23 protein-coding genes and 1 pseudogene are annotated in these 26872 nt (G+C 44.4%); 7 read left to right on the top strand and 17 right to left on the bottom strand.

Annotated elements, in window-relative coordinates:
• Nucleotides 1–65 precede the first annotated feature (65 nt).
• The 6 genes and pseudogenes from MKY92_RS15045 to MKY92_RS15020 all read right to left on the bottom strand — a co-directional run bounded on the left by MKY92_RS15045 (nt 66) and on the right by MKY92_RS15020 (nt 5108).
• Nucleotides 66–1085, bottom strand: a complete 1020-nt coding sequence (locus MKY92_RS15045) for a CocE/NonD family hydrolase (protein ID WP_339301559.1) — start codon at nt 1083–1085, stop codon at nt 66–68.
• Complete coding sequence (locus MKY92_RS15040; RefSeq protein ID WP_339301557.1) at nt 1072–1719, bottom strand: GNAT family N-acetyltransferase; 648 nt, start codon at nt 1717–1719, stop codon at nt 1072–1074. The genes MKY92_RS15045 and MKY92_RS15040 overlap by 14 nt, the downstream gene beginning before the upstream one ends.
• Nucleotides 1716–2507, bottom strand: a complete 792-nt coding sequence (locus MKY92_RS15035) for a MerR family transcriptional regulator (protein WP_339301802.1) — start codon at nt 2505–2507, stop codon at nt 1716–1718. The genes MKY92_RS15040 and MKY92_RS15035 overlap by 4 nt, the downstream gene beginning before the upstream one ends.
• A 265-nt stretch (nt 2508–2772) precedes the next feature.
• Nucleotides 2773–3519, bottom strand: a pseudogene (locus MKY92_RS15030) (DsbA family protein); the annotation flags it as partial.
• Between the two features lie 126 nt (nt 3520–3645).
• The gene (locus MKY92_RS15025; protein WP_339301556.1) at nt 3646–4110 is read right to left on the bottom strand and encodes an NUDIX domain-containing protein; all 465 of its coding nucleotides are present in this window, start codon (nt 4108–4110) and stop codon (nt 3646–3648) included.
• A gap of 113 nt (nt 4111–4223) precedes the next feature.
• Entirely contained in the window at nt 4224–5108 is an 885-nt protein-coding gene (locus MKY92_RS15020; RefSeq protein ID WP_339301555.1) for a LysR family transcriptional regulator, read from the bottom strand.
• A gap of 124 nt (nt 5109–5232) precedes the next feature.
• On the opposite strand from MKY92_RS15020, the gene MKY92_RS15015 reads away from it, so the two are divergent.
• The 4 genes from MKY92_RS15015 (at nt 5233) to MKY92_RS15000 (ending at nt 9924) form a co-directional block, all read left to right on the top strand.
• Nucleotides 5233–6243: an alpha/beta fold hydrolase gene (locus MKY92_RS15015; protein ID WP_339301554.1), complete on the top strand. Its 1011-nt coding sequence runs from the start codon at nt 5233–5235 to the stop codon at nt 6241–6243.
• 186 nt (nt 6244–6429) lie between these two features.
• Nucleotides 6430–8034, top strand: a complete 1605-nt coding sequence (locus tag MKY92_RS15010; RefSeq protein WP_339301552.1) for a hypothetical protein — start codon at nt 6430–6432, stop codon at nt 8032–8034.
• 90 nt (nt 8035–8124) lie between these two features.
• On the top strand, nt 8125–9015 hold the full coding sequence (locus MKY92_RS15005; protein ID WP_036615758.1) for an ABC transporter permease subunit: 891 nt from the start codon (nt 8125–8127) through the stop codon (nt 9013–9015).
• Nucleotides 9016–9033: 18 nt separating this feature from the next.
• On the top strand, nt 9034–9924 hold the full coding sequence (locus tag MKY92_RS15000; RefSeq protein WP_047842997.1) for a carbohydrate ABC transporter permease: 891 nt from the start codon (nt 9034–9036) through the stop codon (nt 9922–9924).
• A 39-nt stretch (nt 9925–9963) separates the two neighbouring features.
• On the opposite strand, the gene MKY92_RS14995 is transcribed toward MKY92_RS15000, so the two are convergent.
• On the bottom strand, nt 9964–11709 hold the full coding sequence (locus MKY92_RS14995) for a sensor histidine kinase (RefSeq protein ID WP_339301550.1): 1746 nt from the start codon (nt 11707–11709) through the stop codon (nt 9964–9966).
• Nucleotides 11710–11737: 28 nt separating this feature from the next.
• Nucleotides 11738–13354 carry a helix-turn-helix domain-containing protein gene (locus MKY92_RS14990; RefSeq protein ID WP_339301549.1) on the bottom strand — a complete coding sequence of 539 codons (1617 nt, stop codon included), beginning with the start codon at nt 13352–13354 and terminating at the stop codon, nt 11738–11740.
• A 186-nt stretch (nt 13355–13540) separates the two neighbouring features.
• Here MKY92_RS14990 and MKY92_RS14985 point away from each other — a divergent pair, with 186 nt between their 5' ends.
• The gene (locus MKY92_RS14985) at nt 13541–13816 is read left to right on the top strand and encodes a hypothetical protein (protein ID WP_047842994.1); all 276 of its coding nucleotides are present in this window, start codon (nt 13541–13543) and stop codon (nt 13814–13816) included.
• Nucleotides 13817–13959: 143 nt separating this feature from the next.
• Here MKY92_RS14985 and cydC read toward each other — a convergent pair whose 3' ends face one another.
• From cydC to MKY92_RS14960, 5 genes are all read right to left on the bottom strand, one after another.
• On the bottom strand, nt 13960–15687 hold the full coding sequence (gene cydC / locus MKY92_RS14980; protein ID WP_339301548.1) for a thiol reductant ABC exporter subunit CydC: 1728 nt from the start codon (nt 15685–15687) through the stop codon (nt 13960–13962).
• A complete protein-coding gene (gene cydD / locus MKY92_RS14975; RefSeq protein WP_339301546.1) occupies nt 15684–17510 on the bottom strand; it encodes a thiol reductant ABC exporter subunit CydD in 1827 nt (608 codons plus the stop codon). The genes cydC and cydD overlap by 4 nt, the downstream gene beginning before the upstream one ends.
• A 14-nt stretch (nt 17511–17524) precedes the next feature.
• Nucleotides 17525–18538, bottom strand: coding sequence for a cytochrome d ubiquinol oxidase subunit II (locus tag MKY92_RS14970; protein WP_339301544.1), 1014 nt, complete (start codon nt 18536–18538; stop codon nt 17525–17527).
• Nucleotides 18538–19902, bottom strand: a complete 1365-nt coding sequence (locus tag MKY92_RS14965) for a cytochrome ubiquinol oxidase subunit I (RefSeq protein WP_339301543.1) — start codon at nt 19900–19902, stop codon at nt 18538–18540. Before MKY92_RS14965 ends, MKY92_RS14970 begins: the two co-directional genes overlap by 1 nt.
• A gap of 399 nt (nt 19903–20301) precedes the next feature.
• The gene (locus MKY92_RS14960; RefSeq protein ID WP_339301541.1) at nt 20302–21696 is read right to left on the bottom strand and encodes an MFS transporter; all 1395 of its coding nucleotides are present in this window, start codon (nt 21694–21696) and stop codon (nt 20302–20304) included.
• Between the two features lie 109 nt (nt 21697–21805).
• Between MKY92_RS14960 and MKY92_RS14955 the strand changes: the two genes are divergently transcribed.
• Both MKY92_RS14955 and MKY92_RS14950 read left to right on the top strand, forming a co-directional pair.
• Nucleotides 21806–22681, top strand: a complete 876-nt coding sequence (locus tag MKY92_RS14955) for a LysR family transcriptional regulator (RefSeq protein WP_339301801.1) — start codon at nt 21806–21808, stop codon at nt 22679–22681.
• Nucleotides 22678–22878: a GNAT family protein gene (locus MKY92_RS14950; protein ID WP_339301540.1), complete on the top strand. Its 201-nt coding sequence runs from the start codon at nt 22678–22680 to the stop codon at nt 22876–22878. Before MKY92_RS14955 ends, MKY92_RS14950 begins: the two co-directional genes overlap by 4 nt.
• A gap of 88 nt (nt 22879–22966) precedes the next feature.
• On the opposite strand, the gene MKY92_RS14945 is transcribed toward MKY92_RS14950, so the two are convergent.
• From MKY92_RS14945 to MKY92_RS14930, 4 genes are all read right to left on the bottom strand, one after another.
• Nucleotides 22967–23938: a hypothetical protein gene (locus MKY92_RS14945; protein ID WP_339301539.1), complete on the bottom strand. Its 972-nt coding sequence runs from the start codon at nt 23936–23938 to the stop codon at nt 22967–22969.
• On the bottom strand, nt 23938–24429 hold the full coding sequence (locus MKY92_RS14940) for a sigma-70 family RNA polymerase sigma factor (protein WP_036615805.1): 492 nt from the start codon (nt 24427–24429) through the stop codon (nt 23938–23940). Before MKY92_RS14940 ends, MKY92_RS14945 begins: the two co-directional genes overlap by 1 nt.
• Nucleotides 24430–24579: 150 nt before the next feature.
• The gene (locus MKY92_RS14935; protein ID WP_339301538.1) at nt 24580–26160 is read right to left on the bottom strand and encodes a histidine-type phosphatase; all 1581 of its coding nucleotides are present in this window, start codon (nt 26158–26160) and stop codon (nt 24580–24582) included.
• Between the two features lie 242 nt (nt 26161–26402).
• Nucleotides 26403–26822: a DUF3237 domain-containing protein gene (locus MKY92_RS14930; protein WP_339301537.1), complete on the bottom strand. Its 420-nt coding sequence runs from the start codon at nt 26820–26822 to the stop codon at nt 26403–26405.
• Nucleotides 26823–26872 lie beyond the last annotated feature (50 nt).

Raw genomic sequence — 26872 nt, 5'->3', positions numbered from 1 at the left:
CCTCCAGAACTTTATTATACCTTCTAATTCGAATCGATATAAAATCGGTGCTTAATCTGTTCTCTTTATAACGCCAATTTGGTCAGGAATTGTTCAATCTCGTCCATATACCCAGCGGTGGTAATACTTCTTGGAGCAAACAGGAATCTCAGCTCCATTCTCCATTCCGAGCCTGCAATGGATGTAGGAAGCATCGAATGCTCTGTGTTTTGGAAAATCTTCTCGTGAAGCAAATACGACGGCTTGACTTCCTGACGATATGCACGCTCGGTATCCTTGATATCGACATTGACGTCATCTTCTCCAAGCAATAGCAGGACTGGTGTTTTGAAATTGTGCAAATCCTCCGTTGCATCCACTGTGAAGTTTTTACTAACAAAGTTCCAACGATCCTTGTTCAACTGCTCCTCACCTTGACGTGCAAGCCTAATGTATTCCTCATAAGAACCATGACGTTTTAACACATCATTGATCTTGTTATCGTAATCCACCTGTGCTTGTATCTCAGCCGCCGAAAATCCATCCTTGGCCATTTGACTCCTTGTGTTGTATTCCCCCTGTCTCAGCCAATTGATCGCTGGAGAAACGAGAATACTAAATGCGAGATTTTCCTTGCCTGCAAGCTTGGGAATGACCCACCCCGCCTGACTCGCTCCCCATACACCAATTTTGGAACCATCAATCATCGGCTGCTCTTTCGCCCAAGCGATAGCTTGCTCGGCTTCAACTACGCGATCATCGATGCTTTGATTCAGCCAGTTGCCTTCGGAACCACCTATGCCGCGTTTGTCCAGCGACAACGAAGCGTATCCTATGGAAGCAAGGCGCTCCCACAATAGCTTATATCCATCACTATGTGTCGAATCAATCGGACCATCACCATGGATGAAAAGCACGAGTCCCAGCTTGCCTGATTCGTTCTCAGGCAGAGACAGTGTACCTGTCAGTTTGCCTTGTGGGGTTTGAATTTCGATGTGTTGTTCGACCATACTATAGTCCTGTTGCACGATAATGTACGTTCCTGTACTAACAATTAATAAAATGAAGACGAGTAGTGAAATCCAGATTCCTTTACGTTGAAGCATGATTGTCTCCATTGTGGGTCATATAATTCCATTGTTGTTCACCGAGAAGCATACCGGTCATCCAGCTTTTTGTACTGTTTTGTGTGTGAAACTGCAGACGTTCGTACATCTGAATGGCTTTCAGGTTGTGACTTGCCACATGCAGACTGAGATACGACATCTGCGGGGATTGCAGCATGTATTGCTGCGCCCAGGCGAGTAATTGTCTGCCGATTCCCTTGCGCTGATGTTGTGGATGCACAACGATATCCTCGATGTAACATTCCTGCGTCACAGGTTCGTGTTTCAGCAAATGAATTCCCGTTAACAGCAGAAGGCGTCTCCAAGCGCCGATGTGATTGCAAGCGTCCCACACCTGGGAACCCTTCACCTTTCCAGAGATCTGTTCTTGAGAGCCTGGTTTCCACTTCAACGACATCGTGCCCACAATGACATCGTCTTCTCGTGCGACCATGCGCAGATTACCAGTATCTTGGGGAACATCATGCAGCATCTGCTCAAAGGCTGTAGCCAGATCTGACAAGGACATTGCAGTGGATCTCTGGAATTTATGTCCAAATCCATAAGCCATCAGTTCGCTGGCTATTTTGTAACGATCAGGCTGGAGGTGTTCAATCTGAACGAGATGTGTCATAAGGAAACCTCCTGTTCTGTTATAATCTGTGACAGTAATTCATAATGAAGCTTGTCGGGTGTGAACAACGATAAATACGATTTTTCCACCATGAGAAGCGGTCCCTGACAGACATACCCCACCTCTTCGGCGTTAGCGTAAAAATGCTGAATGTGAGCAGTCAGTTGTTCTTCATTTTCCACAAATAGATGACAGGACAGGTACGTACCCGCTGGCAGCATCAGATGATGCATTCCTTCCTGAGTGGGAGTGTACATGCCTACAATACCGCATGAATCGTACAAATAATGGAGATCTGCTTCAAACAGATTGGTGATCTTGCCTTTGTGCTGTACAAGTGTCTGCGCATTCAGCGTGGCAGTAGCCTCCATCTCAAACCATAGCGATAGCGGCGTATCTTCGCGCTGAATGATGTTATATGCTGCCTCCATCGGATCGGCAAGATGTGCTTTTTCCTCCAATAACTTCTCCATAAAATGCTTGGTCTCCTGAAGTTTCTTAATCTCGGCTTCGGTATCGGTCAGTGCCTGATGAAAGAGTCGTGTGATCTCTTCGGGAGTCAGACGTGTAAGACATTCTTTGATCACTTGAACGGACAGCCCCATCTTACGTAGCAATAAAATATGGGCAAGCCTGTATACTTCATCTATGCCATACATCCGGTACTGATTATCACCTGTGTAAGCCGGATGCAACACTCCCTTTTCCTCAAAATAACGAATTTGATGTACCGATACGTGCATCAGCTGGGCCAATTCGCTAATTGTAATTTCAGCATTCACTGTCATCTCCACCTTCGCTGTTCTTCCTGTACATAGCATAAACCTAAGGTCAGACCCAAGGTCAAGCCTCGTTTTCAATTCAAATCAGTTTTTTTCGCAGATGTACAAAATAGAAAATCATATCGCTGCCTGCCAGAAATCTCATGATAAGCTAGTATATAGCGATGGAAAGAACACCACTCATTTATTACTCAATGATACACAAAACGGGCAAGCCACATATGTGACCTGCCCGTTAGATTCACTCCATCTAACCTGCGAATATTTAAAATCATACCGGATCGAGGCTCATCTCAATATATAACTCATTCAAAATATGACCCATACGATATGTGTGCTCTGCCAATTCAGATTTCACATATGATTCAATATCAGTCTTTTCGACATTGTACATGATTTCCATTTCTCTAGAAAAAAGAAGGTGTCCCTTATTGATTTTCTGCTCCAACGAGTCTATCTGTTTGGGTTTCAGATCACCACCAAGCACCTGCTGAAGTGCTTGCACATATGTTTCAAGAGAACGCGCTCCGACAATTTCCATCCCTTGGTTCTCTTCATTCACAATGATAATTGATGGAAAACCTCTCACTCCCAAACTAGCGACACGCTCAAAGTCTTCCTCTAATAACTCTTGTGCAGATTGCTGTGCAGCCGCTTCAACCACTTCTTTTCCATTCAAGCCTAGTTGATTGACGATATCCATCAGCACATCATCTTCTCCAATATTTCGATTAAATGCAAACACGGCTTCACGCGCACGTCTTAAGAAGTCCTGCTCTTTACCAGGGTGTGTACTCTGAATGACCTTAAATACGCGAGATGGCGGATAGGAAGAAAGTATTGGATTATCATGCCATAAGGAACCGTCGATGGGCATGCGTGAATGCTCACCTACTTCCTTCCAATGCGCTGCAACGTCCGAAGGTTTCTGAATCCCGTTAGCGCTATCCGAGAAACCATTCCAGTTAGCCAGTAGCCCACCCATTTTGATTTGCAGCGTAAAATAATGGCCGTATACCTCAACAAACCGCTCTGCACACTTTGTTCAACGACAAAAAGGCTATTTCACTGGACCATCATGTCCTTTGAAATAGCCTTTCATTTATAGATACAAGACGGCCGCTTGTTTACGACGTGTACACATCTAACTATTCAGGTCGTCATCTTCCTCATTTCCTAAATACATAACCGTTTTTTCTCCCTCAACCAATCTAATGATCTGCTTTCGTAATTTTGAAGGAAATAAAGGTTGTTCATTTATATTTTTAATTTCGAGCCACACATATTCCACCTGGTTTTCGTCATTAGGCAGAATAGAACTGTCATTGTCCACCAAACCTATGTACTCGCATAAAAAAACAAAATCTACACGATGAAGAGCTTCACCGTATACCCCTTCAATGACAAATTCCAGTGATAACGGTTCTACATCTATTCCGATTTCTTCCGCAACTTCACGCTTCACAGCATCCGTCAGGGTTTCACCTGCATTCTGGCTCCCACCAGGCAGGATGTAGATGACTTCATCATTATCATCCTGCTTCATTGCAAGCATTCTCCCGTCTTTAATGATCAATGCTTTTGCAGAATTTCTAATCTTTCTCTCCATTGCTAATCCCCCATATATATATCTGTATCATGTTGTTGAAGGTTGATTCCATTTAACATCACGATCTCCATGAAGAATATTTTAACACATACATCTAAACAAATTCTGAACAATCAAATCAACTCACTCTTGGCGACATCCATGAAAGCAGCCATAGACGGAGAGATCCATTTTTCCCGATGCCAGAGCATTTGCGCAGAAAAGGATACATCTGATAAATCCCACGGCAGTGCAACCACTTCCCCTTCGCTCAACTCTTTCTTCAAAGCCATTTCAGGTAATAAAGCGATCCCTAGACCAGCCACAACACATTGTTTAATGGCTTCTACACTATGAAACTCCAGCTCTGTCAGAGCATCCACACCTTTCTTCGTTATGGATTGGTCAAAATGAGTGCGATACGAACAGTTCTTTTCGGTCAGTAAAAAATGCTGTTTGTGGAAGTCATCAGCAACTAACGCGGAACGCGATGCTAACAGATGATCGGGAGAAACCACCATTTGAAAGGTCTCATCCTTTAAAAACTCTGAATGAAGGTCTTTGGAATTCATAGGCTCATCCAATACAAAAACGACATCGGCATGCCCTTCTCTCAGACTCGATTTAAGCTCTTGCCCAGACAAGGGGCGGAACAATAACCGCACACCAGGATAGTCCGCTCGGAAGCGTTTGAACAAGGCTGGAAGAAGATATGCACACAGCACTTCGTCTGCTCCGATCACAACCGTTCCCGCCAATTCTCCGTGCTGACTGGATATGCACTTCGCTTCCTCTACATCGTTTAATATTTTAGTGGCGTATGGAAGAAACTGTTGGCCAGCATCCGTTAACACGACCTTTTTTCCTAGTCGATCCAGCAATTTCACACCGAGCTCTTCTTCCAGCGATTTGATTTGCATGGTTATGGTAGACGGTACATAGCTCAATAATTCAGCAGTTTGACTAAAGCTGCAGGTCGATGCAAGTGTCCAAAATGTTTTTAGCTGCCGTATTTCCATGATTCAGGCACCTCCTCTGTTCAAAATAAATGAATGATACGTTCGATAACGTTTCGTTGAAATGATAATAGACGTATTGTAGAGTGAAATCAAGTTATTACTATTTGATAAGGAGAATCCATCTATGAACGATTACGAAACATATAACCTTGGAGATACATTACTTCATTCGGGACAACAGCTCCCTCAAGCCTTTATAGCTTACAAGACCTATGGAAACTTAAATGCAGCAAAGGACAATGTTATTGTTGTCCCAACATGGTTTGCTGGAATTCACACAGATAATGAATGGTTAATTGGAACAGACAAAGCACTGGACCCCAGTCGTTATTTTATCGTGGTGCCCAATATGTTGGGTAACGGATTATCGTCCTCTCCAAGTAATACCCCTGCCCCATATGATAAGGACAACTTCCCTCACATCTCCATGTATGACAATGTGCGTGCCCAACATCAACTCATCACTCAAAAATTCGGTATCTCCAAAATCAAACTTGTTGTGGGCTGGTCTCTGGGAGCCATGCAGGTATATCAATGGGGAACCAGTTATCCTGAGATGGTCGAGCGTATTGCCCCCTTTGGCGGAACGGCAAAGAGCAGACCCCATACACAGTTGGTATTCGGAGCAATGATCGCGGCGCTACAGGCAGATTCAGTTTATAAAAATGGTAGATATGAATGCCCTCCGGTTGCCGGTCTCGCAGCGATGGGAAGAGCTTATGCTCCATGGGGGTTCTCGCAGGCGTACTATTTGGAGAAATTGTATCAATCTGAGGGTTACGACTCCTTGCAATCTTATGTAGAAGATTACTGGGATCAGGTATTTCTTCCCTTCGATGCTAACGACTTGATTACCATGCTGCGTACAGGAATCTATGGAGACATTAGCGATAATCCCGTAGATGACGGCAACTTCGAACAGGCGTTAAGCAAGATCACCTCTCCTGCACTCGTTATGCCAGGATCAAGTGACTTGTTCTTCACACCAGAAGACAGTGCGTATGATGTTCAACATATGCCAAACGCGGTGTATCAACCTATACAGTCCAAGTGGGGACACTGCTTTGGAATCGGAGCAAACAAAGAGGATTCAATCGTTATCGATCATCATCTAAAGCAATTTTTGGAGACATGAGTAAAAAAAGAAGGAGTACAAAGTAAAAAAAGTGCACAAAGCTCATTTATCTTTTCTCCGCTACAACTCAAAAGTAAAAAAAGATACGGGTTCTCGTCAATAACCTTTATATCACATTCCCCCTTTCTCGTTTAGAATATTTTCAAGAAAGCGCTATTGAAATACGACTGATAAGGGGGAAAAGAAATGAACAAGAAAACGAAAGCTCTAGTCTTGTCTGTGTGCATGTCAACCTTATTACTCGCAGCCTGTAGCAATGGAAACGGTGCTGATAAAGGTTCAACGACGGACACGGATTCCAACGAGGCTGGAACGACAACCATTCATACCGTAACATCAGAATACTCCTCTGCAAAATATCCAAAGGGCGACGATATCACCAACAATGTTTGGATTAAGCGCTACAAAGAGAAGTTTAATATCGATGTCAAAACAGACTGGGTCAGCGATGAGTACGATACAAAACTTAATTTGGCTATCGCATCGAACGATCTTCCTGACGTATTCAGAGTTAATCCATCACAACTGAGACAGTTAGTCGAAGCAGATATGGTCATGGACCTTTCCGAGGTCTTTGATCAACACGCTTCAGATCGTCTCAAAGGTTACATGGAAGCAGATGCGGACAGTTACGAATCTGGAAAAAAAGACGGTAAGCTGTACGGGATACCACAGATGCATTGGGGATTAATAGAACAACCAGACTTCATGTGGATCCGGAACGACTGGAAAGAAGAATTGGGAGTCCAGGATCCGAAGTCTGTGGAAGACATCAAAAATATCGCACTCAAATTCATGGAAAAGCACGGTGGTTATGGTATTGCGGTAGACCAATCATTGGATTACCTCAACCTGCTTGCTATTGCATGGAATGCACATCCGGATATGTGGATGGAGGATAACAGTGGAAAACTAGTCTACGGCTCCGTGCAGCCTGAGATGAAAAATGCGCTGGCTGAGTGGTCAGAATGGTACAAGCGAGGCATCATTGATCCGGAATTTGCAATCAAAGACTTTAATGCGATGAACGCGGACATTGTAGCCGGCAAAGTGGGCATGCAACCTTATTACCAGTGGTGGGGTTATAATCCGGGTGTCGATACAGTATCCAATCTGGGTAAGGACGCTATCTTCTACCCTTATATCATCCCTACCGTTGATGGGAAAGAAGCCAAACAATCCATCTTTTTCGCCAACAACAATTATATCGTCATGAAAAAAGGATTTAAGAGCCCTGAAGAAGTGATCAAAATTTTGAATGACTATGCTTATATTGTGGATGAAGGCAATGGCAAGGAATCCACAGAAACGTTATCCGCCTTGCTGGATAATGATATTGCCCATGTGGTTGGAGCGTTCCGTGTACTTAATCCAAATTCCGATTACGAGCAATTTGAGGCGGTCTCCGCTGCCCTTCAATCCGAGGATACCAGTGGACTCACGACTTCGGGTATGTGGCAAAAATATAATAACAGTGTGGAATTCATAGAGAATGCAACCCCAGGAGCAGTTGGTGATTATTTGCAACAAGGGGCTCCAAAGAATGCGTATGGTCTTGCCAAGAAAGTACTGGACAGCGAGAACTACACAAAGACGGCCTTGTGGGGTGTAACGCCAGAAATACTTTCAAGCTACGGCACAACCTTGGATGATATCCTGACCGAAGGTTTCACCAAGATCATTATGGGTAGCGAAAGTATTGATTATTTCGATGTTATTGTCCAGAATTGGCGTGCAGCCGGGGGCGATGACGCAACTCAGGCAGTTAATGAAGCCTACGGGAAGAAATAATCTCGTTAGTCACTAAGAGGGGATGAGGGTCATCTCTCCCCTTTATTTGATAGCGATTACATTTGGCGTACAAGGAACGGAGGAATATGAATGTTGAGAAAATGGAAGCAGCAGAGTCCTTACCATCTCATGTTGATTCCAAGCCTGGTCTTGGTCTTCATCTTTTGTTACATCCCTTTCTACGGACTTATTATTGCGTTTCAGAAGTACAATCCGGGCCTCGGATTCAACTCGCCATGGGTAGGATGGGATAATTTTACCCACATATTTAATCAGCCGAACTTCGTAAGAACGATCTGGAATACATTGTACATGTCTGTATTTAAGATTATCGGTGGTATAATCGTGCCCGTAATTTTTGCATTATTGCTTAACGAGGTACTACACAGTGGAATCAAACGTACATTTCAAACCCTTGTCTACATTCCGAACTTCCTCTCTTGGGTCATTATGGCCGGCATCATGCTGGATATCCTTAGCTCTGACGGCATTATCAATACATTTCTAAGTGTATTTGGTATTGCACCGATCTCCTTTCTTGGCACACCCTCTATTTTTCCTTGGACGATGATTGTGAGTGACATATGGAAAGGTTTCGGGTTTGGAACGGTTGTTTATTTGGCAGCTCTGACCAGTATTGATCCGGGACTTTACGAAGCCGCGGTGATCGACGGAGCGAAACGGTGGAAGCAAACCATCTACATTACGTTGCCTCTTCTCATGCCAACCATTGTTTTAATGACTGTACTGTCACTTGGAAACGTACTTAATGCTGGCTTTGACCAGATCTATAATCTCTACTCCCCTGTTGTCTATCAGACCGGTGATATTATTGACACCTATGTATATCGGTTGGGAATCCAACAGGCACAGTATTCGATTGGTACCGCTGTCGGGTTATTCAAATCGATCATTTCCAGTGTTCTCGTTGCTGTGTCGTACATCCTGGCTTACAGAGTGGCTGGTTATCGTATCTTCTAAGAAGGAGGAACTCACTTTATGATCTATGATAAAAGTATGAGCAGACGTGTATTTCTTATTATAAACTACACCATATTGCTTCTAATCTCTCTCCTATGTATCCTGCCGTTTATCAACCTGCTGGCTGTTTCATTCAGCAGCAGCGCGGCTGTATCTGCGGGGAGTGTTACGTTCTGGCCTGTGGAATTTACGACAAAAGCCTATGAATTTGCATTAACGGGAGGATCATTTTTCTCCTCTCTCTGGGTAGCCATTCAACGAACCGTTATCGGAACGGTGGTGAATCTGGTTCTGATCGTACTCACCGCTTATCCCCTCTCCAAATCCAAACAAAAATTGATGGGGCGTAATATCTATATGGGATTTTTCATAATAACCATGTTATTCAGTGGAGGTCTAATTCCAACCTATCTCGTGGTCGTCAAAATGGGACTGATCGATTCCATATGGTCTCTGATCCTGCCTGGGGCCCTCCCCGTATTCAGTATGATTATCCTCATGAATTTCATTCGGGGGCTGCCCGAGGAGATTGAAGAATCAGCCATTATCGATGGTGCTGGGCCTGTACAGGTATTGCTTCGTATTCTACTCCCACTTCTCAAGCCCGCTCTCGCTACGGTTGGTTTGTTCAGTATCGTTGCCCACTGGAATTCGTGGTTCGATGGCATTATCTATATGAACAATCCAGCCAATTATCCATTACAAAGTTACTTGCAGACCCTTCTGCAAAGTTTTGAGCAAATCATGCTGAAATCGGGGTCAGATTATACACAGCTGTTGTCCATGATGAACGCCAGAACGGGGCGTGCCGCTCAGATGTTCCTGGGTGCCATTCCGATTTTGCTTGTGTATCCGTTCCTACAGAAATATTTCACCAAAGGTTTGGTGTTAGGAAGCGTCAAGGGGTAAACCAAAGGGCTTGCAGTTCATACTGCAAGCCCTTTGGTTCTATCTAAACTCTGAAATGGCAGGCAGCAGAATGGAGAAAATGGTACCTTCACCTATTTTACTCTCCACCTGTATTCCGTAGGGTTTCCCAAAATGAAGCTGAATTCGCCGCTGCACATTATGCAATCCAATTCCATTCGTTCCCGTACGTGCACCGGACTTCTCTTCCAATAGATTCTGCATCGTTTGATGATCCATCCCAACGCCATTATCGCAGACCTCGATCACAACTTCATCCAGCTGTGATTGAATCCGAATAGTGATGATTCCGTCTTCTTCCAATTCGGCTAGACCATGGAAAATCGCATTCTCCACAATCGGCTGCAGGATCATTTTGGGCATGCGATAATTCAGCAGTCTATCCTCAACCTCATATCTCATCTGAATACAACCATAGTACCTGACATTCTGAATCGTTACGTAATTCGTTATATTATCGAGTTCTTCACGAATGGTTACGAGAGTTCCATCAGATTTTGTTGCATAGCGGAGCATCGAGATTAGTGCATCCGTCATTTCCACGATTTTATCAGCCTGCTGCATCGAGGCAATCCATTTCACCGACCCAAGGGTGTTATACAGAAAATGAGGCTTGATCTGGTCATGGAGCGCACGCATCTCGGCCTTGGCTTTCTCTATTTCTTCCTGCTGCATCCGTTCGACCAACCGTTTCAATTCGTGTGACATTCTGTTGAATCGAATGGATAAATGGCCAATCTCATCTCTGGAGACAATGGGTACAACTTGTTCAAACTGACCTTTCTCGACTAGAGCTATATTCCGTAGCAGTTTTTTAATGGGAGTTGTGATCACGTGAGATAAAAATATGGATATGACGGCAGCAAAAAGAACAATGACTATGGCAAGTGTCACCAGATTACGGCCCAATATTTTGCCATCAGCAGTCAGTTCATCCAAAGGCATATATAAGTAAGTTGTCCATTTTTGCTGACTAAGGGGACTGGTCACCACGACATTTAGTGATTCAGGCGGACGAACGTTGTCCCGGAACAGTGTCCCGATTAATCGTTCGTTCACGTTATATACGATCTTGTCATCCTCATCAACGATCATGAATCTGGAGCGCAGCCCTTCCTGCAAGTTGCGGTTGACGATTTCAATGAATTTGATATCAATGCTGACAACGATAACGCCAAGCAGTTTCCCACTAGTCACATCATGAATTTTGCGAGCGTGTGACACTGCCAGTATTTTATTCTCCAATTGCTCGTCAATTCGTGTTGTGAGGGTAATGGTTCGATCCTTATCATGCATGAACTTTTTAAACCACAGTTCGTTTGCTACTTTGAAGTTTGGATCAATGGGTTGATGTGGACTGACAAAAAGGTCTTGCCCCCCGTTCATATTGTAGAGGTAGATGGAGAATACGCGATCTTTCATCATGATATAATTCATCAGAATATTGTATGCGGCAATCTCATGTTGTTCATCACCCTCTCGCAGGAAATCCTGGATCGGAAAACTCCCTTCATGAGTCGCAGACAGATTGTCACTAAGGCCATTGCTGGCGAGCAGCGAAATTTTCTCAATCTCCTTGAGGAACTCGTCAATGCGAATATTCGTCTGTTTGGCCAGATCGTTTAGCAACGTTGTATAGTTCTGTGCCAACAACCGCTCTGAGGAGTAATACGAATTGATTGTCATCACCAATACCGGAAGGATAATGACCGTCATACAGATCACCATAATTTTGTACTTGATTCGGAAGGGCCGAACATGCTTCATATGCTGCACCTCTATTCACCGATTACATTCATCCCTGCTGTAATTCTCGATATTCCTCAGGAGTGACACCTACCGATTTTTTGAAAATCTTACTGAAGTACGTGTAATTATGGTAGCCCACCTTTTCTGCGATTTCATACACTCTCATTCCTCTGCTCAATAGATACGCCTTCGCATGTTCAATTCGAACTCGGGTCAAGTACGTGATAAAGTTCTCTCCTCGTTCCTGTTTGAACACGCGGCTGAGATACGACGGATTCACACTGATTTGGCTAGCGATACTTTGCAATGAGATATCTTCCGCATAATACTTGTCGATCAATTCAGTAGCGAGATCGGTGTAAGTGCTTTCCTGTTTAATTTGGGAATCAGTTTGGAAGTAATACGCAATATGAGCAAGCATATCTTGGTGGATATCCTCCCAATACTCCCCCTTGAGAACGATTTCATAGGGCGACTTTTCTGTTAAAGAAGGGGCACCTCTTTCCGAAGCGCGGGATAGATGGGAATGTATCGTTTCCATTACCATGATATATTGCTTGCGAATGCTATTCTCATCTGCTCGCAGCTGTTCCAGATTGGATCGGATTCCTTCCAGGAACTCTTCCGCCTTTTGGTTGTCTTTGCTTACCCACAACTTCAACAAATCTCGTTCTTGTTGCGGGCTTAAAGCCCCCTTAACTTCATGTCGATCTGGGGATTGAACCATATCATCGTAATACAACACCTGGTTGCTTCCTGTGAAGAAACCCTGTCGTAGAGCCGTTTCTGCCTCTTGGCAGGCCTTCCTGATGTGAAGGAAACCGGAAGTCATTCTACTTACCCCAGCCGTGAGCGATAGATTCATAAAATCCTTGATTGAAGACAGCAATTTATTACATAGTTTATTCAAGTCGGCGTGTACAGATTGGCTCTCAGGAAGTACATTGACGATCACCCAATATTCTGAGGAACTTTCAACAAAAATCTCCTTCTCCCATTTCGAAGGAATGATCTCTTCCATAATATTAAGAATCGAAAATCGGAGCAGCTTTTCCCCTTTCTCTACATATTTCCGCTTTGCATCCTCGTAATAGTTCACGATGAACTTCATGACAACCAACTGGTCCGAACGTATACGAAAATGTAGTTCTTCCGCTTTGGTGATGATATCCTCCTCACTAATGAATCCGCTTACAATATCTTGGAAGAAACTATCCTTTAGATATCTTAGGCTCTTGGAATAGTCCTGTGTCATAGAGGGTGTATTGGTTGGGTGAACATGTTCACTTTGCAGTTTCTGTCCAACCGTGCTCAGTAGGTCAATAAGGGAGGATTCGGTGATCTCACTTTTAATCAAGTAATCTGAAGCACCAAGTTTTAGCGCCTCTTTCACATAATGAAATTCGTCAAAATTACTCAGGATGACATACTTACAGGTTTTCAGTACGCAGGAGGCCTCTTGTATAAGCTGTAGCCCATCCATAATTGGCATCTTAATATCTGTAATAATTAGATCAGGCATCACTTCAAGCGCAAGGCTTAAGGCCTCTTTTCCATTTCCCGCCTCTCCAACAACATAGAAATTGTACTCTTCCCAATTCAGCATGGAACGAATTCCAACCCGCATGAGCAATTCATCATCTACGATCATCAGTTTATACATGATATCCCCCAACATGAACCATTTTTAGATATTTTACCATTAAACGAACTCTTGCAAAGATGTCTAGCGAACCTTATTACATTGCGGGTATCATAAATTACACTTCTACAGAACGTATGTTCCTGTTATAATGAGATTATCGTATTTGGTGTAGCATAACATGCCAGCCTGGAAAGGATACATATCATGAATTTATACAAGTTTGAATTAACAGTGAACGGATATCTATTACGCGTGCATTTCAGTGCATCTGAAGAAAGTGGATTGAAATGGTGCAAACGAGTTGCTTCTGAATTCCAGAATAACGTTGCCAATCTGGAGATCAAGGTTGATATACATAAAAAGCAGAAACAAAAGCATGCACGGGAATATCACGGAAAACCATATCTGTATGATAGGACACTACGGAAAAAGCCGCTTGCAAAGAAAAATAAAACGGCTGAATCATCTGCTGTTATGTGATGCTAAATTAACATTGCTGCTTAACGAGTCTTCTCAATAGAAAGACAAAAAGACTAAAGAACGACTAATTGATGATAACATCAGTAACGTTCTTTAGTCTTTTATGAAGTACTAACGACACCTTGAGTAGACTGAAATTCTTTTCACGCCCCGACGTCTCCAATCATTTGTCGTTCAATTTGTTTCATTTCATAAAAATAGCCTTTTTGCTCCATCAGCTCGGAGAAAGAACCCGATTCCACAATCTTGCCTTGGTCCATGACCACAATCCGATCCATCTCTTCCAATCCCGTCAGCCGATGACAGATCAGGAGAAGTGTATCTTCGGCAGCTTGTGCAAGAAGATGCTGGAGCACACGTTGCTCTGTGACGTAATCCAGCGAAGAAGTTGGTTCGTCCAGAAGCCATAATCGTCCTTTGCGCAGCATGGCTCGTGCCAGAGCCAGCCGCTGTCTCTCGCCATCCGACAGGTTCTCCCCTTTTTCATACACCAAATCACTCAACAACTTATTCGGCAGTTGGACTTTATCCAGCACAGCCGACAATTGTTCATCTGAATGTCCTTCTCCATTCAGCAACAGGTTGTCCCGGATGGTTCCCCTGAAGAAATGACTTTGCTGCAACACAACATTCGCCCTTTGCCAAATGCTCTCTTCATTCAGTTCCTTCACCGGAACATCGTTTAATCGTATGTCGCCAGACGTTGGTGCACGCAGCTTGAGTAACAGATCGATAATCGTTGACTTTCCTGACCCGCTCGGCCCAACAATCGCTGTTTTGGAGCCTGCTGCAAGTTGTAGGGATAGCTCCCTCAGCGCCGGTCTCCATTCCCCTTCATATTGGAAGTTAACACTGGATAGTTCAATCGAAACCGCCTGATCGGCTGAAACTTCACCGCTTGGCTGAACAGGTTGCACATCAGAGGTCGGCACTGTTTCCGCCAGTCGCTGAGCAGCATGTTCACTATCCTGCTTATATAGAGGTAATATAGCCATTGCGGCAGCTTCTTCGAATACGGTCTGCGTGGCCAGGATCAGCATGGCGAGGAATACACCGGCAAACGCTCCATTCACAATTAAGAAGGCACTGAGTGCTAACACACCCCATGTAACAAGATACGTCACAAAAACGTGCATGGATTGCCCGCGCAACAGGTGCGAAGCGGCTTGTTTCTGTTCCGTTGCCAATGCAGCGGAAGCCTGCTGAAGCTGTTGCTCACGCTGTTCCAATTGGCCGTACACTTTCAAATCCCTGAAACCATACAACACTTCGGTTACTTCCGTGGAGAGTACAGCCCGTTGCTGACGAACACGTCCATGTATTTTTCGCTGACCCAACAAGACAATACCCGGTACAACAAATGCCGTGATCAGCATGCCTAGTACTAACAAACACGCAATCCAGATTGAAAAGGCTGAAGTGAACAGCATGGTAGCCAAAAATACCATAACAACCATGATGGGTGGATACGCGACCCGCAAAAAGTAATTTTGCAAGCTTTCCACATCACCTACAATCCGTGCAAGCAGATCCCCGCTTCGGTTTTTGTTCAATATACCTGGCGTTACCGGGATCAGTTTGGCAAAAAAGGACGTCCGCAAGCGGCTCAGCATGGAGAATGTCGCCCTGTGGGAATACAAGCGTTCTCCGTAACGACTTGCCGCTCGAAGGAAACCGAGCAGTTTGACCATGGAAGTGAGTACAATTAAGGTATACAGCGGTGGCGCAAATACCGTTTGCGATATCATGTAGCCGCTCGCGGAAAAGAGAGCTACCCCTGCTATGCCGGCGATAAATCCGCCCAATATCGAAAGCAAAATATCATTGCGCTCCTGAATCATCGCCTTTGACAGAATCGTCAGCTCATTCATGCTATTCCTCCTTTCCGTTGAAAATCCACCATCTCCGTATACTGAGGCAGGCGCGCCAGAAGCGCTTCATGATTTCCCGAATCCACCAATACCCCATCCTCCATGAACAAAATGTTGTCCGCATGTTGAATTGTGTATAATCGGTGAGCTACCGTAATCATCGTCGCCGTTTTACCCAACGCTGCAATGGATCGTTGCAGTACCCGCTCGGTGTGCAGATCCAGTCCAACGGTGGGTTCGTCGAATAAAATAACAGCTGGTCGCTTCAGAAAAGCACGTGCCAAAGCAAGTCTTTGCTTTTCCCCGCCAGACAGCCCCCGGCCACCTTCACCAACAAACGTATCCAAGCCCTGCTCCAATTGAGCAACAACGCCAGCAAGCCCTGCTTCCTCTGCCGCCTGCTCAATTTCAGCTCTGGAGACGTTCCGACCCGCGCCAATCGCGATATTTTCGGCAAATGTACCTGCAAAAATATACGGATGCTGTGTAATATAGCTAACACGTTCAAACCATGCAGCCTCATCATGTTGCGAAAGCTGGCTTCCGTTAACCAGAACCGCTCCCGAATCTGGTTTCAGCAAACCGGCAATGAGATGAAGCAGCGTGGTTTTACCTGATCCACTTTTGCCTACAATCGCGATCTGTTCTCCTGGTCCAATCGAGATCTGTCCTGTCTCAAGTCCAAAGGAATCAGGTGTGTACTGGAATCGGACATCATTCAGTTCAATGGTTGGTGGCATTGATATCAACTCGGCGAGAGGGGCGTGTACCCCAGTCTGCTGCACGATCTGATCATTAGTATCACTGGTATGTGTGGCCTTCTCAACATTCTCATGCTCGCTTGGCATGCTCTTGATACTTGTTTCCTCAAGCATTTGTTCCACCTTGCGAATCGCCCCCATACTGGTTCGACCGCTGTGAAAAGCAGTTCCCGTATTCTTCAACAGACTGTAAAACTCAGGGACGAGTAACAACACAAGAAAGGCTGTATGGAAGCTCATCGATTTGAACACGAGTAACTGGATAGCCAGTTCAAGCGCGACGATACCAATGCTTAACATCACGATCGATTCCAGCATAAACGTATTTGTAAATGCAATCTTCAAAATGCCCATGGTGGCATCACGATACCCCAGACTGCTGCGTTCAATCTCCTGTTGCTGACGTTTAGCCCGTCCGAATATTTTTAACGTAACCAGCCCTTGAAGCGAATCCAGGAATGTACCGGAAAACTCGGCAAGTTGCGCGTATTTCTCTTCTGATTTGTTCTTTGTCTGGAGCCCAACCAGGATCATGAACAGCGGGATAAACGGTGCCGTAAACAGCATAATCCAGCCTGTGTTGGCGTGCTGCGTAAACGTAACAACCAGAATCAGAATCGGGATCATCGCAGCTTCCATCATTCGAGGCATATATTGACTGAAATAACTGTCAGCCTCATCCACAGCATCCAAAGCAACGCTGACCTTTCCTCCCGTCTGCCCACGAAGGGTTGAAGGCATGGAAGCGCGGGTCAGATTTTGCAACACAGATGCTCGCATATTCGTCTTGGCACGGGCTGCCATATGCAAGCCCACTTTCCCATTACCATACGACAACAGTGAGCGTACAGCCATAACAACCAGTAATAGGCCAAGCAACAGGATCACTGATGAAAAGGAAGCTTTCTCAACAAAGATTCGCTGGACTGCTTCAGCCACCAAGGTGGCCTGGCTTATAATAGCTACACCAAGGGCTAGCGAAATGATCGCAAGGAGAAGTCTGTTTTTTCGTTGTAAAGACATTTGCTGCGAGATCAGATTGGATTTGGCTCTCCTCTTCATTGAACGCTCCTCCTTTATTTTTTCCCTTTCACATAATCCGCATCAAATAGGAACAGTTTGAAGACCAGAATCAGAGAAGGAATTAACAGACACAGACCACCGATAAACACTACGACGAGTGCAAAGCCCATTGCAGGTGATGTGGCGCTGCTCTGAATCGTGATGTATGGATCAAGAATGTAAGGATATTGCCCAATCCCGTAAGCGAAAAAGGCTGTGAAAAATTGCAGCATGATACATATAAAAGCTAAACCGTAACGGCGTCCGTTATATAACAGCCACATGGCGATCATGAAAAACGCAACGGAAAGCGCCAGTAGCCACCATAAATCCATCATGTTTTGAAAATGACGCTCATTGTGTTGACCCAAATATATAAATGCAGTCAGCGCGAGAATAATGGTCGGTGTGCTCCAGAACAAAGCATAGTTCCGCATCAGTTTCAATGCCGAATGATCCTCTGCCCGAGAAGCGTAAAATGTGAGAAATGACCCGCTAATGAACAATACGGATACAATTGCCAGTCCAACGATGCTCCATGATAACGGATTGGTAAATAACGCCCAGTAATCTAGGGAAACGGTATCTGCCTGCTTCAAAATAAAGCCACCTTCAGACAATGTTAGTGCCACAGACAATGACGCTGGAATAAGCAACCCGGTAGCCCCGTATAAAAACAGATATACGATGTTATTTTTGGATCCATAGTTCTCAAAGGCGTAGAATGAACCACGAATAGCAAGTAAAATGACGGCAATACTTCCCGGAACAAGCAGCGCAGAGCCATAATAGTAAGCGGTATCCGGAAAAAATCCAACGATGCCAATATAGAAAAAGACAAAAAATACATTGGTGATCTCCCAAACCGGTGATAGATAACGGGAGATCAGACGATTAATCAGGTGATCCTGCTTTGTCAGGCGTGCATAAAAGGCGAAAAAACCTGCTCCAAAATCAATGGAAGCTACAATCAGATAGCCGTATAAGAACAGCCAGAGTACAGATATACCAATCAATTCATAACTCATCAGGCCTGATCCCCTTTCTTGGCTGATTGTTCATGCTTCTCTTTCAACCATTTCTCCATCTCAAGCTCAGCAGGATTATTATTGAACAGACGTCTCAATACGAGAACACAGATGACGCCGAGCACGATGTATAGAAGCAAGAACACGAAAAATAAAATTCTTACACTCGGTGAAGAAGTAGTGGCCTCTTCCACTCGCATATAACCTCGGATGATCCATGGCTGCCGCCCGATCTCTGCATAGAACCAGCCCATCTCAACGGCCAGAAAAGCGAGCGGTGCACTGAGTGCAACCATACGAAGCATCCACTTGTTAAACTGATTACGTTTCTTCCAAAACACAAACAGGAAATACAGAGATGAGATCGCAAGCAGAGCGAATCCGATTCCAGCCATTAGATCAAACAAATAATGCACAAGTAAGGGCGGGTGTTCATCTGGTGGAAATTCGTTCAGCCCGGTTACCTCGGCGTTAAAGTCTCCAAAGGCAAGGAAACTGAGCACCTTCGGCAAATGTAGTGCGCCTATAATTTCATGTTCAGCATTCAGCCATCCCAAAAAAATCAAATCCGCTCCGCTTTCCGTCTCGAAATGCCACTCGGCAGCTGCGAGCTTCTCCGGCTGATGCTCAGCCAAAAACTTGGCAGATACATCTCCAGCTAAGGAATTTAATAAACTGAATACCAGCACAACGGCCATCATGAGGTTCAGGCCTTTTTTGTGGTAGGCGGACACTCCTTTTCTCAACATCGCAAAGGCTGCTATTCCTGCTAACAGGGCAGCTCCTGTCAGATAAGCCGAGCTTAATACATGGAACACTTTGGAGAACGTCGCCGTATTCAGCATCGCTTGCACGGGGTTCACTGCCATGAATTGACCTGCTTCCATGACAAAACCTTCAGGCTGGTTCATGAATCCGTTCACTGTTGTAATAAAAACAGCAGACATGCCTGCCCCGGCGACAATTGGGATGGTCAGCAACCAGTGGATATACGGATTTTTGAACCGATCCCACGTATACAAGTAAATTCCCAGGAAGATGGCTTCAAAAAAGAATGCGAATACTTCCATAAATAGTGGCAGTGCAATGACATTCCCGGCCAGCTTCATAAAATTCGGCCATACCAGGGCCAACTGTAGTGATATCGCTGTACCTGTCACAACACCAACCGCCACAGAAATGACAAACCCTCTGGACCACCTCTTTGCCATAAGTATGTAATGGTGATCCTTCTTCCGAATGCCGATGAACTCTGCAATAGCAATCATCAAAGGTACGCCGACACCAAGCGTTGCAAAAATAACGTGGAACCCGAGCGTCAAACCAGTCACTAGCCTGCTCCATAAAACCGTATCAATAGCCATTCTTTGTGTTGCCTCCTTTCAAACTCTGTTCAATTTAGAAACATTCAATATCAGATTTGGCCAAGCTCAATGCAGAGTTGCGAAAAATTTCACAAAGTTAGGTATGACGATATCTTGCCACACCTATAATGCGTTTACTCCTGTAGGCCCCCGATAATAAGAAGCATTGGGTGCCTATTAAAATCTGATATTGATGCACTTAATGTACCAACCAAGCCTATTAATCAAAATTATTATATCTTTATTTTTACCTAATTCAATCAAAGACACGGCTTCTACCCTAAACGTTCAAGAAAGGATCAACTCTTTCTGACAACTTGGTGAAAATCAAAAAATACACCCAATGGAGCTATTGATTCATTGGGTGTAAACGTGTTATTGCAAGGCAGATTCTCTATTTTACTTGCTTCCTTGCTCCGGACTCACCAAACCTGCCTCGCGACGTATGCTCATGATGATCAGTGATGCAGCTAATACCGTAAGGATGATTCCAAGCATCTGAAATCCTGTCACATTGAATGTATCCCCCATAACAATTCCAATCAATAACGACGATAAAATGGTCCCCAAGTAGCGTGATGTATTAAAAATACCCGATGCCACTCCAATCATTTCTTTCGGTGTGCTTTTAAACAGTGCTGCTTGCATGCCGACCGCGTTTAGGCCGTTACTTATTCCAAATAAAGCTAAAGCAACAATGATTATGAAGATTGGAGAAGTTTCATTCATAACAACGATTAATATAGAGCCAAATGTCATTAAAGAAGCGGATACGATCAGAGCTGGCCGTGATCCTGATCTGTCAATCCAGCGCCCTGCAATCGGAGCAATAATGACTGAACATAACCCCAAAGCTAGCATACTCATTCCTGTATGAACTTCATTGAGATGTCGTATCTGCTTCAAATACGTAGGAACTCCAAAAAATAGTGCGTAAAACAGGATATTTACCAGCATGTATTGCACATTCACCCAAGTCATCTCGGGATATGTGGCAAAGGTTCGCAAAGGGATGAAAGGCGTGGCCGCTTTTAATTCATGTCGAATGAACATAACGAGTGCGATTAACCCGATCGCTCCTGTCAGCAGATGCCATGTTGAAATATCTCCTGTGGAATTTACTGAACGTAAACCGATGAGCAGAGTTACCAAGGCTACCGTAAACATCAGGATGCCTGGTGCGTCAATTAACGCAAGCCATTTCCGAATGGATATGTCACCAGAGATAGACGGGGATTGCTCGTCCTTCGGGATTGTTTTCCAGGCGAACCAAAAACTTGCCATGACAAACGGAATATTAACGATGAATATGCTATGCCAGTCCCACCAATGAATCAATACTCCACCAATAAAGGGCCCGATCGCAGCCGCTCCAGAAAGGAATATAGCCAAGGTGGACAAGGCGGAGGCTTGCTTGTCAGTCACGTTAATTCTGACAATCGCCATTCCGACGGCCACCATCATGCTTGTGCCAATCGATTGAATGATCCGGAATACGATGAGCCACGAAAAACTGGGAGACCACGGAGCTAGCATGGACGATACAAAAACAATAATAAGACCCATGAGGAAGATCTTCCTGCGGCCAAACAAATCACTACACTTGCCCATGACGGGTTGAGCGACAGCACTGGCAATGTAAAATGATAAAATAATCCACGAGACGGCTGTAAAATTAAGTTGATACACTTGTTGTAACCTGGAGATTGCCACAGAAATCATGGAGGAATTCAACGGATTCAACATAATTCCGAGTCCAACAGCTAACATCAATCCTTTATTTCGAACGTTCATGGGTGCATCACTCCTTCTTCTGCTGTCATCTTACTTGAAAACATTCATTTATTCCAACGCATTATATGTTATGATTTGATGAACTAGAAGGAATGAAGGAATGGTGCAAATGGAACTTCTTCAACTAAAATATTTCCTGACGGTGGCCCGATGCGAACATGTTACGGAAGCTGCGGGAAAGCTGCATGTCACGCAATCCTCCCTGAGCAAAACGATACAACGATTAGAGGACGACCTCGGAGTCCCTTTATTTGATCGAATCGGGAGAAAGCTGCGATTAAACGACTTTGGAAGAACATTTCTTCAGCGAACTGAAAAAGCCTTATTTGAATTGGAACAAGGAAAGCGGGAAATCGCTGACCTCTCCAACCCGGATCAGGGTACACTGCAATTGGCGGTGACTACGGCAAGTACTTTGCCAGGTATACTACGGGAATTCCGGAAAAACAAACCGGACATTCAATTTCATGTGCAAATGGTTTCGTTAGAAAACATGTCCAGACTTCTACATCGGGGCGAGGTGGACTTTTGTCTCTCCTCCCCTCCGATTCATGGTGACGATATCGAATGTCAGATCCTATATGACGATCCGATTGTAGTCGCTGTTCCTATGGGTCATCGATATGCAGATCGAAGCAGCATTCAATTAACCGAGCTTAAGGACGAGCGGTTTGTTGGGGTGAAGCAAGGGTATGGGGTTCGTGATATGGTAGATTCCGTATGTCAATCCGTTGGTTTTGTACCGAAGTATGTATATGAAGGTGATGAGCCTGCAAGATTAACAGCCCTTGTTGAAGCGGAGATCGGTCTCACGTTTATACCTAGCACAGCCAGAAACCCGCATGAGTGCATTAGATATCTTCAGGTAGAGGAGCACAGACTCGTTCGGGAAATCGCTCTACTTTCGCACAAAAACAGGTATATTTCAAAAGCCGCTTTAGAGTTTCGCAGCGTGGTTATGGACTACTTCAGTTCTATGCCATGAGCATACATTCAATACAGAGGAGTGCATTCGAACATCTGAAATTCCACCGCATAGAAGCTCATATCAATGTGGATAACACCCCTTCCATGAAACTAGCAGAGAGTGTTGGTATGGAATTTGAATGTCTACGTAAAGGGTTTATACACGAAAATAATGAATGGACCGATCACTTGGTGTATTACAAAAATTCTAATTAATCTAACCCCACCAATAATCAAAAGAGCGAACAAAGCACTTGCGTGCCATGTTCGCTCTTCTTCATGAAACCATATTACTGTCTTCACCTTACTCGCCCAAGCTGTTCCAGAATGATTGAAATGCGCCTTTCTCCACTTCCAGGAATGCCGGAACATTACCGTAACGAACCAGACCTTCACCAAACAGAACCAGTGGGACCTGCGTTTTGTCTTCCAGCGTGAGATAGATGATCTTGCGATTTTCCTTGCCGTAGAGATTCTCTTCCAATTCCGGGCTCGTTGCAATCGGTTTGGCAGCAGATAACGCCGAGATGAAACTTTCCAACGATTCACCCATTGCTAACGGCTGAAACTGCTGCAATCCGTTATTCCAGCTGTCAAACGTTTCCCATTGCGCAGAAGTGATGTTGCCTTCGAGATGAAGCTTGCCGATCAGGTCGGCACCCGTACCAATGGTGATTCCGTTGTTCTTGTCAAATAGTTGAGCATACACCTGACCATCGATCTCGGTGTAAGACATGATGCGGAAGTCCTTATCGTAGCCATTAACCGCATAGATGTCAGCTTCGCCAATGTTGGAAGCAAGTTCAGTGTATTTATCCTGGCCGCTCAGCTCATCAATGCCGCCAGTGGTGGTCCCCAGTTTATCCCCCCGCAGGCTGAGCGCATTGGTGCCTTCAAGCAATGTTGGGGACTGTGTATAGACATTTCCTCCATACACGACCAATTGCACCATATCAGCCATCGCGCCTTTGCCCTGTGAATCCGGCAATTCCATCTTCGGAATCACGATCGGATCGAACGATGCGCCTGGAGTCACCTCTACCACCTGTGGAGTTGGTGCGGCTGGTCCATTGAATTGTTGCCATACACTCGGCGCAGCCAAGCCAATGCTGGCAGCGATAACGACACTTGCTGCAATGTATAATGGTTTACGTTGACGTTTTGGTCCCTGATGTTGCGTGTTTAAGGATTGCTCTACCCGTTTCTTCATTTGTTCGTTTGCTTTCATATGATCCACCGCTTTCTTATAGTTTTGTTTGAATTGTTCTTCGTTCATTACAGTTCCTCTCCTTCCAGCTCCAGTTTTAACAGCTGTCTGCCTCGTTTTAATCTCATTTTCACTGCTGATTCGCTAATCTCCAGGATCTCGCTGATTTCTCGGATCGGATAATCTTCGTAATAATACAGATGAACCACCGATCTATACTTGACGGGCAGTGACAGCACAAGTTCGATCAGCGCGTGATCTTCAGGGTTGTCTGTTGTAAGGGGATCGACTCCCTCCAGCTTAACCTCCCGTTTACGCCAGCCTCTGCCTAATAAGGATTTGCAATGATTGGTGATGACCCGAATCAACCATGCTTTTTGATGCTCCGCATCGTTGAATGTAGGTGCTTTTTCTATTAGTTTGATGAAGGTATCCTGAGTGGCTTCCTCCGCGTCTTCTCGTCTGCCGAGGTGCACCATGGCAATCCGGAACAGCGTATCCGCGTATGTCTCATAGACTTTCATCACATGATCGCCCAGCTGGGGCACTGATCGCTGCATGGTTGTATGCCCTCCTTTATACCTCTAACACTCTTACGGACGGCATTTGGTCACATTTTGTTTTAAGATTTTTTATTGGTCCATTTCATTCAAAATGCAAAAAAAAGAAAGCAACTCCATGGAGAGGAGTTGCTTTCTTCATCCAACCAATTAGAAATTCTTCTGTAAAATCTCGATATTGTCTTCCAAACTGCTGTCCAAGCTTACGCCTACCTTCTGCAGTTTGTTTTCGTAATATGTCTTCACATCTTCCCATTTATAGTACGGATAGGTCTTTGTTTCAATCGGGAAGGCAATCTCTTCTTCATTTCTAAGCATTTTTACGAGAATATCCTTACCATTGGAATACAGAATCCATTGGATATTTGCCCCCATCGGTGAGATAACCGAGCCATTCCAGTTTTGGGTCACGTCCTGCGGTTTATCAATACTCACATTAGCTCCGGCGATATCCAGGAATGAAGATAATGGAATGATGGTTTCTGCGTGAGCAAAACGAAATATACCAGCCGTGTCTTTCTGCTGAATGGACTGTTCGGTAGACACGATCAACTCTTTGACCAGAGGTGCAATGATATTCTGCGGCAGATCTGTTGACGTTAAAGATGGACCTTTTTCATAAAAGTCATTGATATTATCAACGCTCTCGTACCAACTTAACTGATTGGTTGTAAAATACCGCCCGAATTCGAAGTCACCTTCTCCTTTTATATTTGAAGAAATGATGTACAGTTCGTATAAATTAGAAGCAGCCTCAGTAGGGTTGCTAAGCTTCACTTTTCCCTTCTCATCCTTCAGCTCGAAATCTCCAGAATTCAATCTCTCATAAAAGTCTTCAGAGAAAAATTGCAAAAGGACCTCTTTTGCATAACGCGTTCCAGTCCTCTGTGTGACATAATCCTCGTATAATTCAACCCAGTCTCCATCTTCTACGTACTCGTTATACTTCGTAGCCAGGTCGTAGGGCCGTAGATAGGGGTCTTTCCCTTCTTCAAAGGCTGAAGCCAGAATGTCTACCTTGTTATCTCCCAAGCTTTCCTCTAAGCCGTCAATAAACTGATCTCTGCTCTGGGGCGTTCGATCTTTGAAGGTCGCTTGAGCGATTACTTTTTTATCTGATGTAAATAGTTCTCTGAAATTCTGCCCCACTCTGGTTCCTATTCCTTTCAGTTCTTCTCCACCCGTAGTGGATAACAATCCATAATGGTCTTTTTCAACCTTCATCAGATTGCCAATTTCCTTCATCAGCTCTTTGCCCAGATTAGTGATCTGCCCATCCTTCTCAGCGATGTCAAGCAGTTCAAAGAGGGTCTTGTCGTACTTGGAACTGGATAGATGTCTGGAACCGTGTCTCCCTATGTAGTTAATAAATACGGGTTCATATCCATTAGGAGCTTTTGTATAACTTGTAGCCTTAAAAGGATATGGCGTTTTGGTACCGCGGTATCCCTGCTCATCGTTCATTTTTGCTCCAACAAATACCGATTGGGTGTTGTTATCCCAGTCTACCTCTTGTCCCAGGGCCTCCCCAACAGCTCTTGCCGGTACATAAGTAACTCCATTGTAGAGAAACGACTCTCCTTCCACCCTTTGTCCGTTCACGACCACATTAGCCGATTGTTCAGAAACTTCGATCATGCGTTTGGAGCCTGCACCATATACGTCAAACACACTTACAGACGTTAACATGGCGAGTGATGCTACTGAAATCCCGATTTTTTTGATCATCATATTGAATCGTTTTCTCCCTTGATATGCTCGTATTAGTTTTATTTTCGCTCATCATACTATAGGTGAGAAGTGTCTGCGCAGTATCCATCCTATGTTAATTGATTGTAAAAGAATACATATAAAAATTGACGTAAAGTCTCATACGACAAAAAGAGCCGCTTATTTAGCGACTCTGAATCAGCATAACAGGCTATCTTGCTCCGAGACACATGAACAAAATAGTTATCGCATGTCTCGCATTATCATGGCGCCCTGTATATTTTTATATCTATCCCTGACTCCGTCGGATGACCTTCTCCAACAAGTGTCTCACGGTTCAAGAAGGATAAGGCTTTGCTGTCTGTAATCATCTTGGGGGAAGTACGAAATAAAGCAGTTTTCAGCGTTGTATCGATGATTCCGTTATTTTCGATATAAATTTTGCATGTATGCCCTGTGTAGTCCTTGCCTTGGAGCATGTATCTTGCCGATAGAGTATGCGGACCACCATTCTTCCCGATGATCTGCGTATCCACTCCTCCACCCAGCACGATTCCTTCAAAGTACTTTCCGGTTACGCTGCCTGTAAAAGTAATCATGACAACCGAATCATCTTCGCTATTCTGTAAATCAAATGATTTCTCAATGTTCACATGTACCGTAAACACTTCCTCTAAATTCACGTGTTCGCACCTCCATATGAATTCAATTATAACTCTACTCACTAAAAAAA

Origin of the sequence: Paenibacillus sp. FSL R5-0623 (genome assembly GCF_037974265.1) — a bacterium.
Lineage (GTDB): Bacteria > Bacillota > Bacilli > Paenibacillales > Paenibacillaceae > Paenibacillus.
Note: the sequence above shows the minus strand (reverse complement) of the source record. Positions and strands in the feature narration are given on the sequence as shown.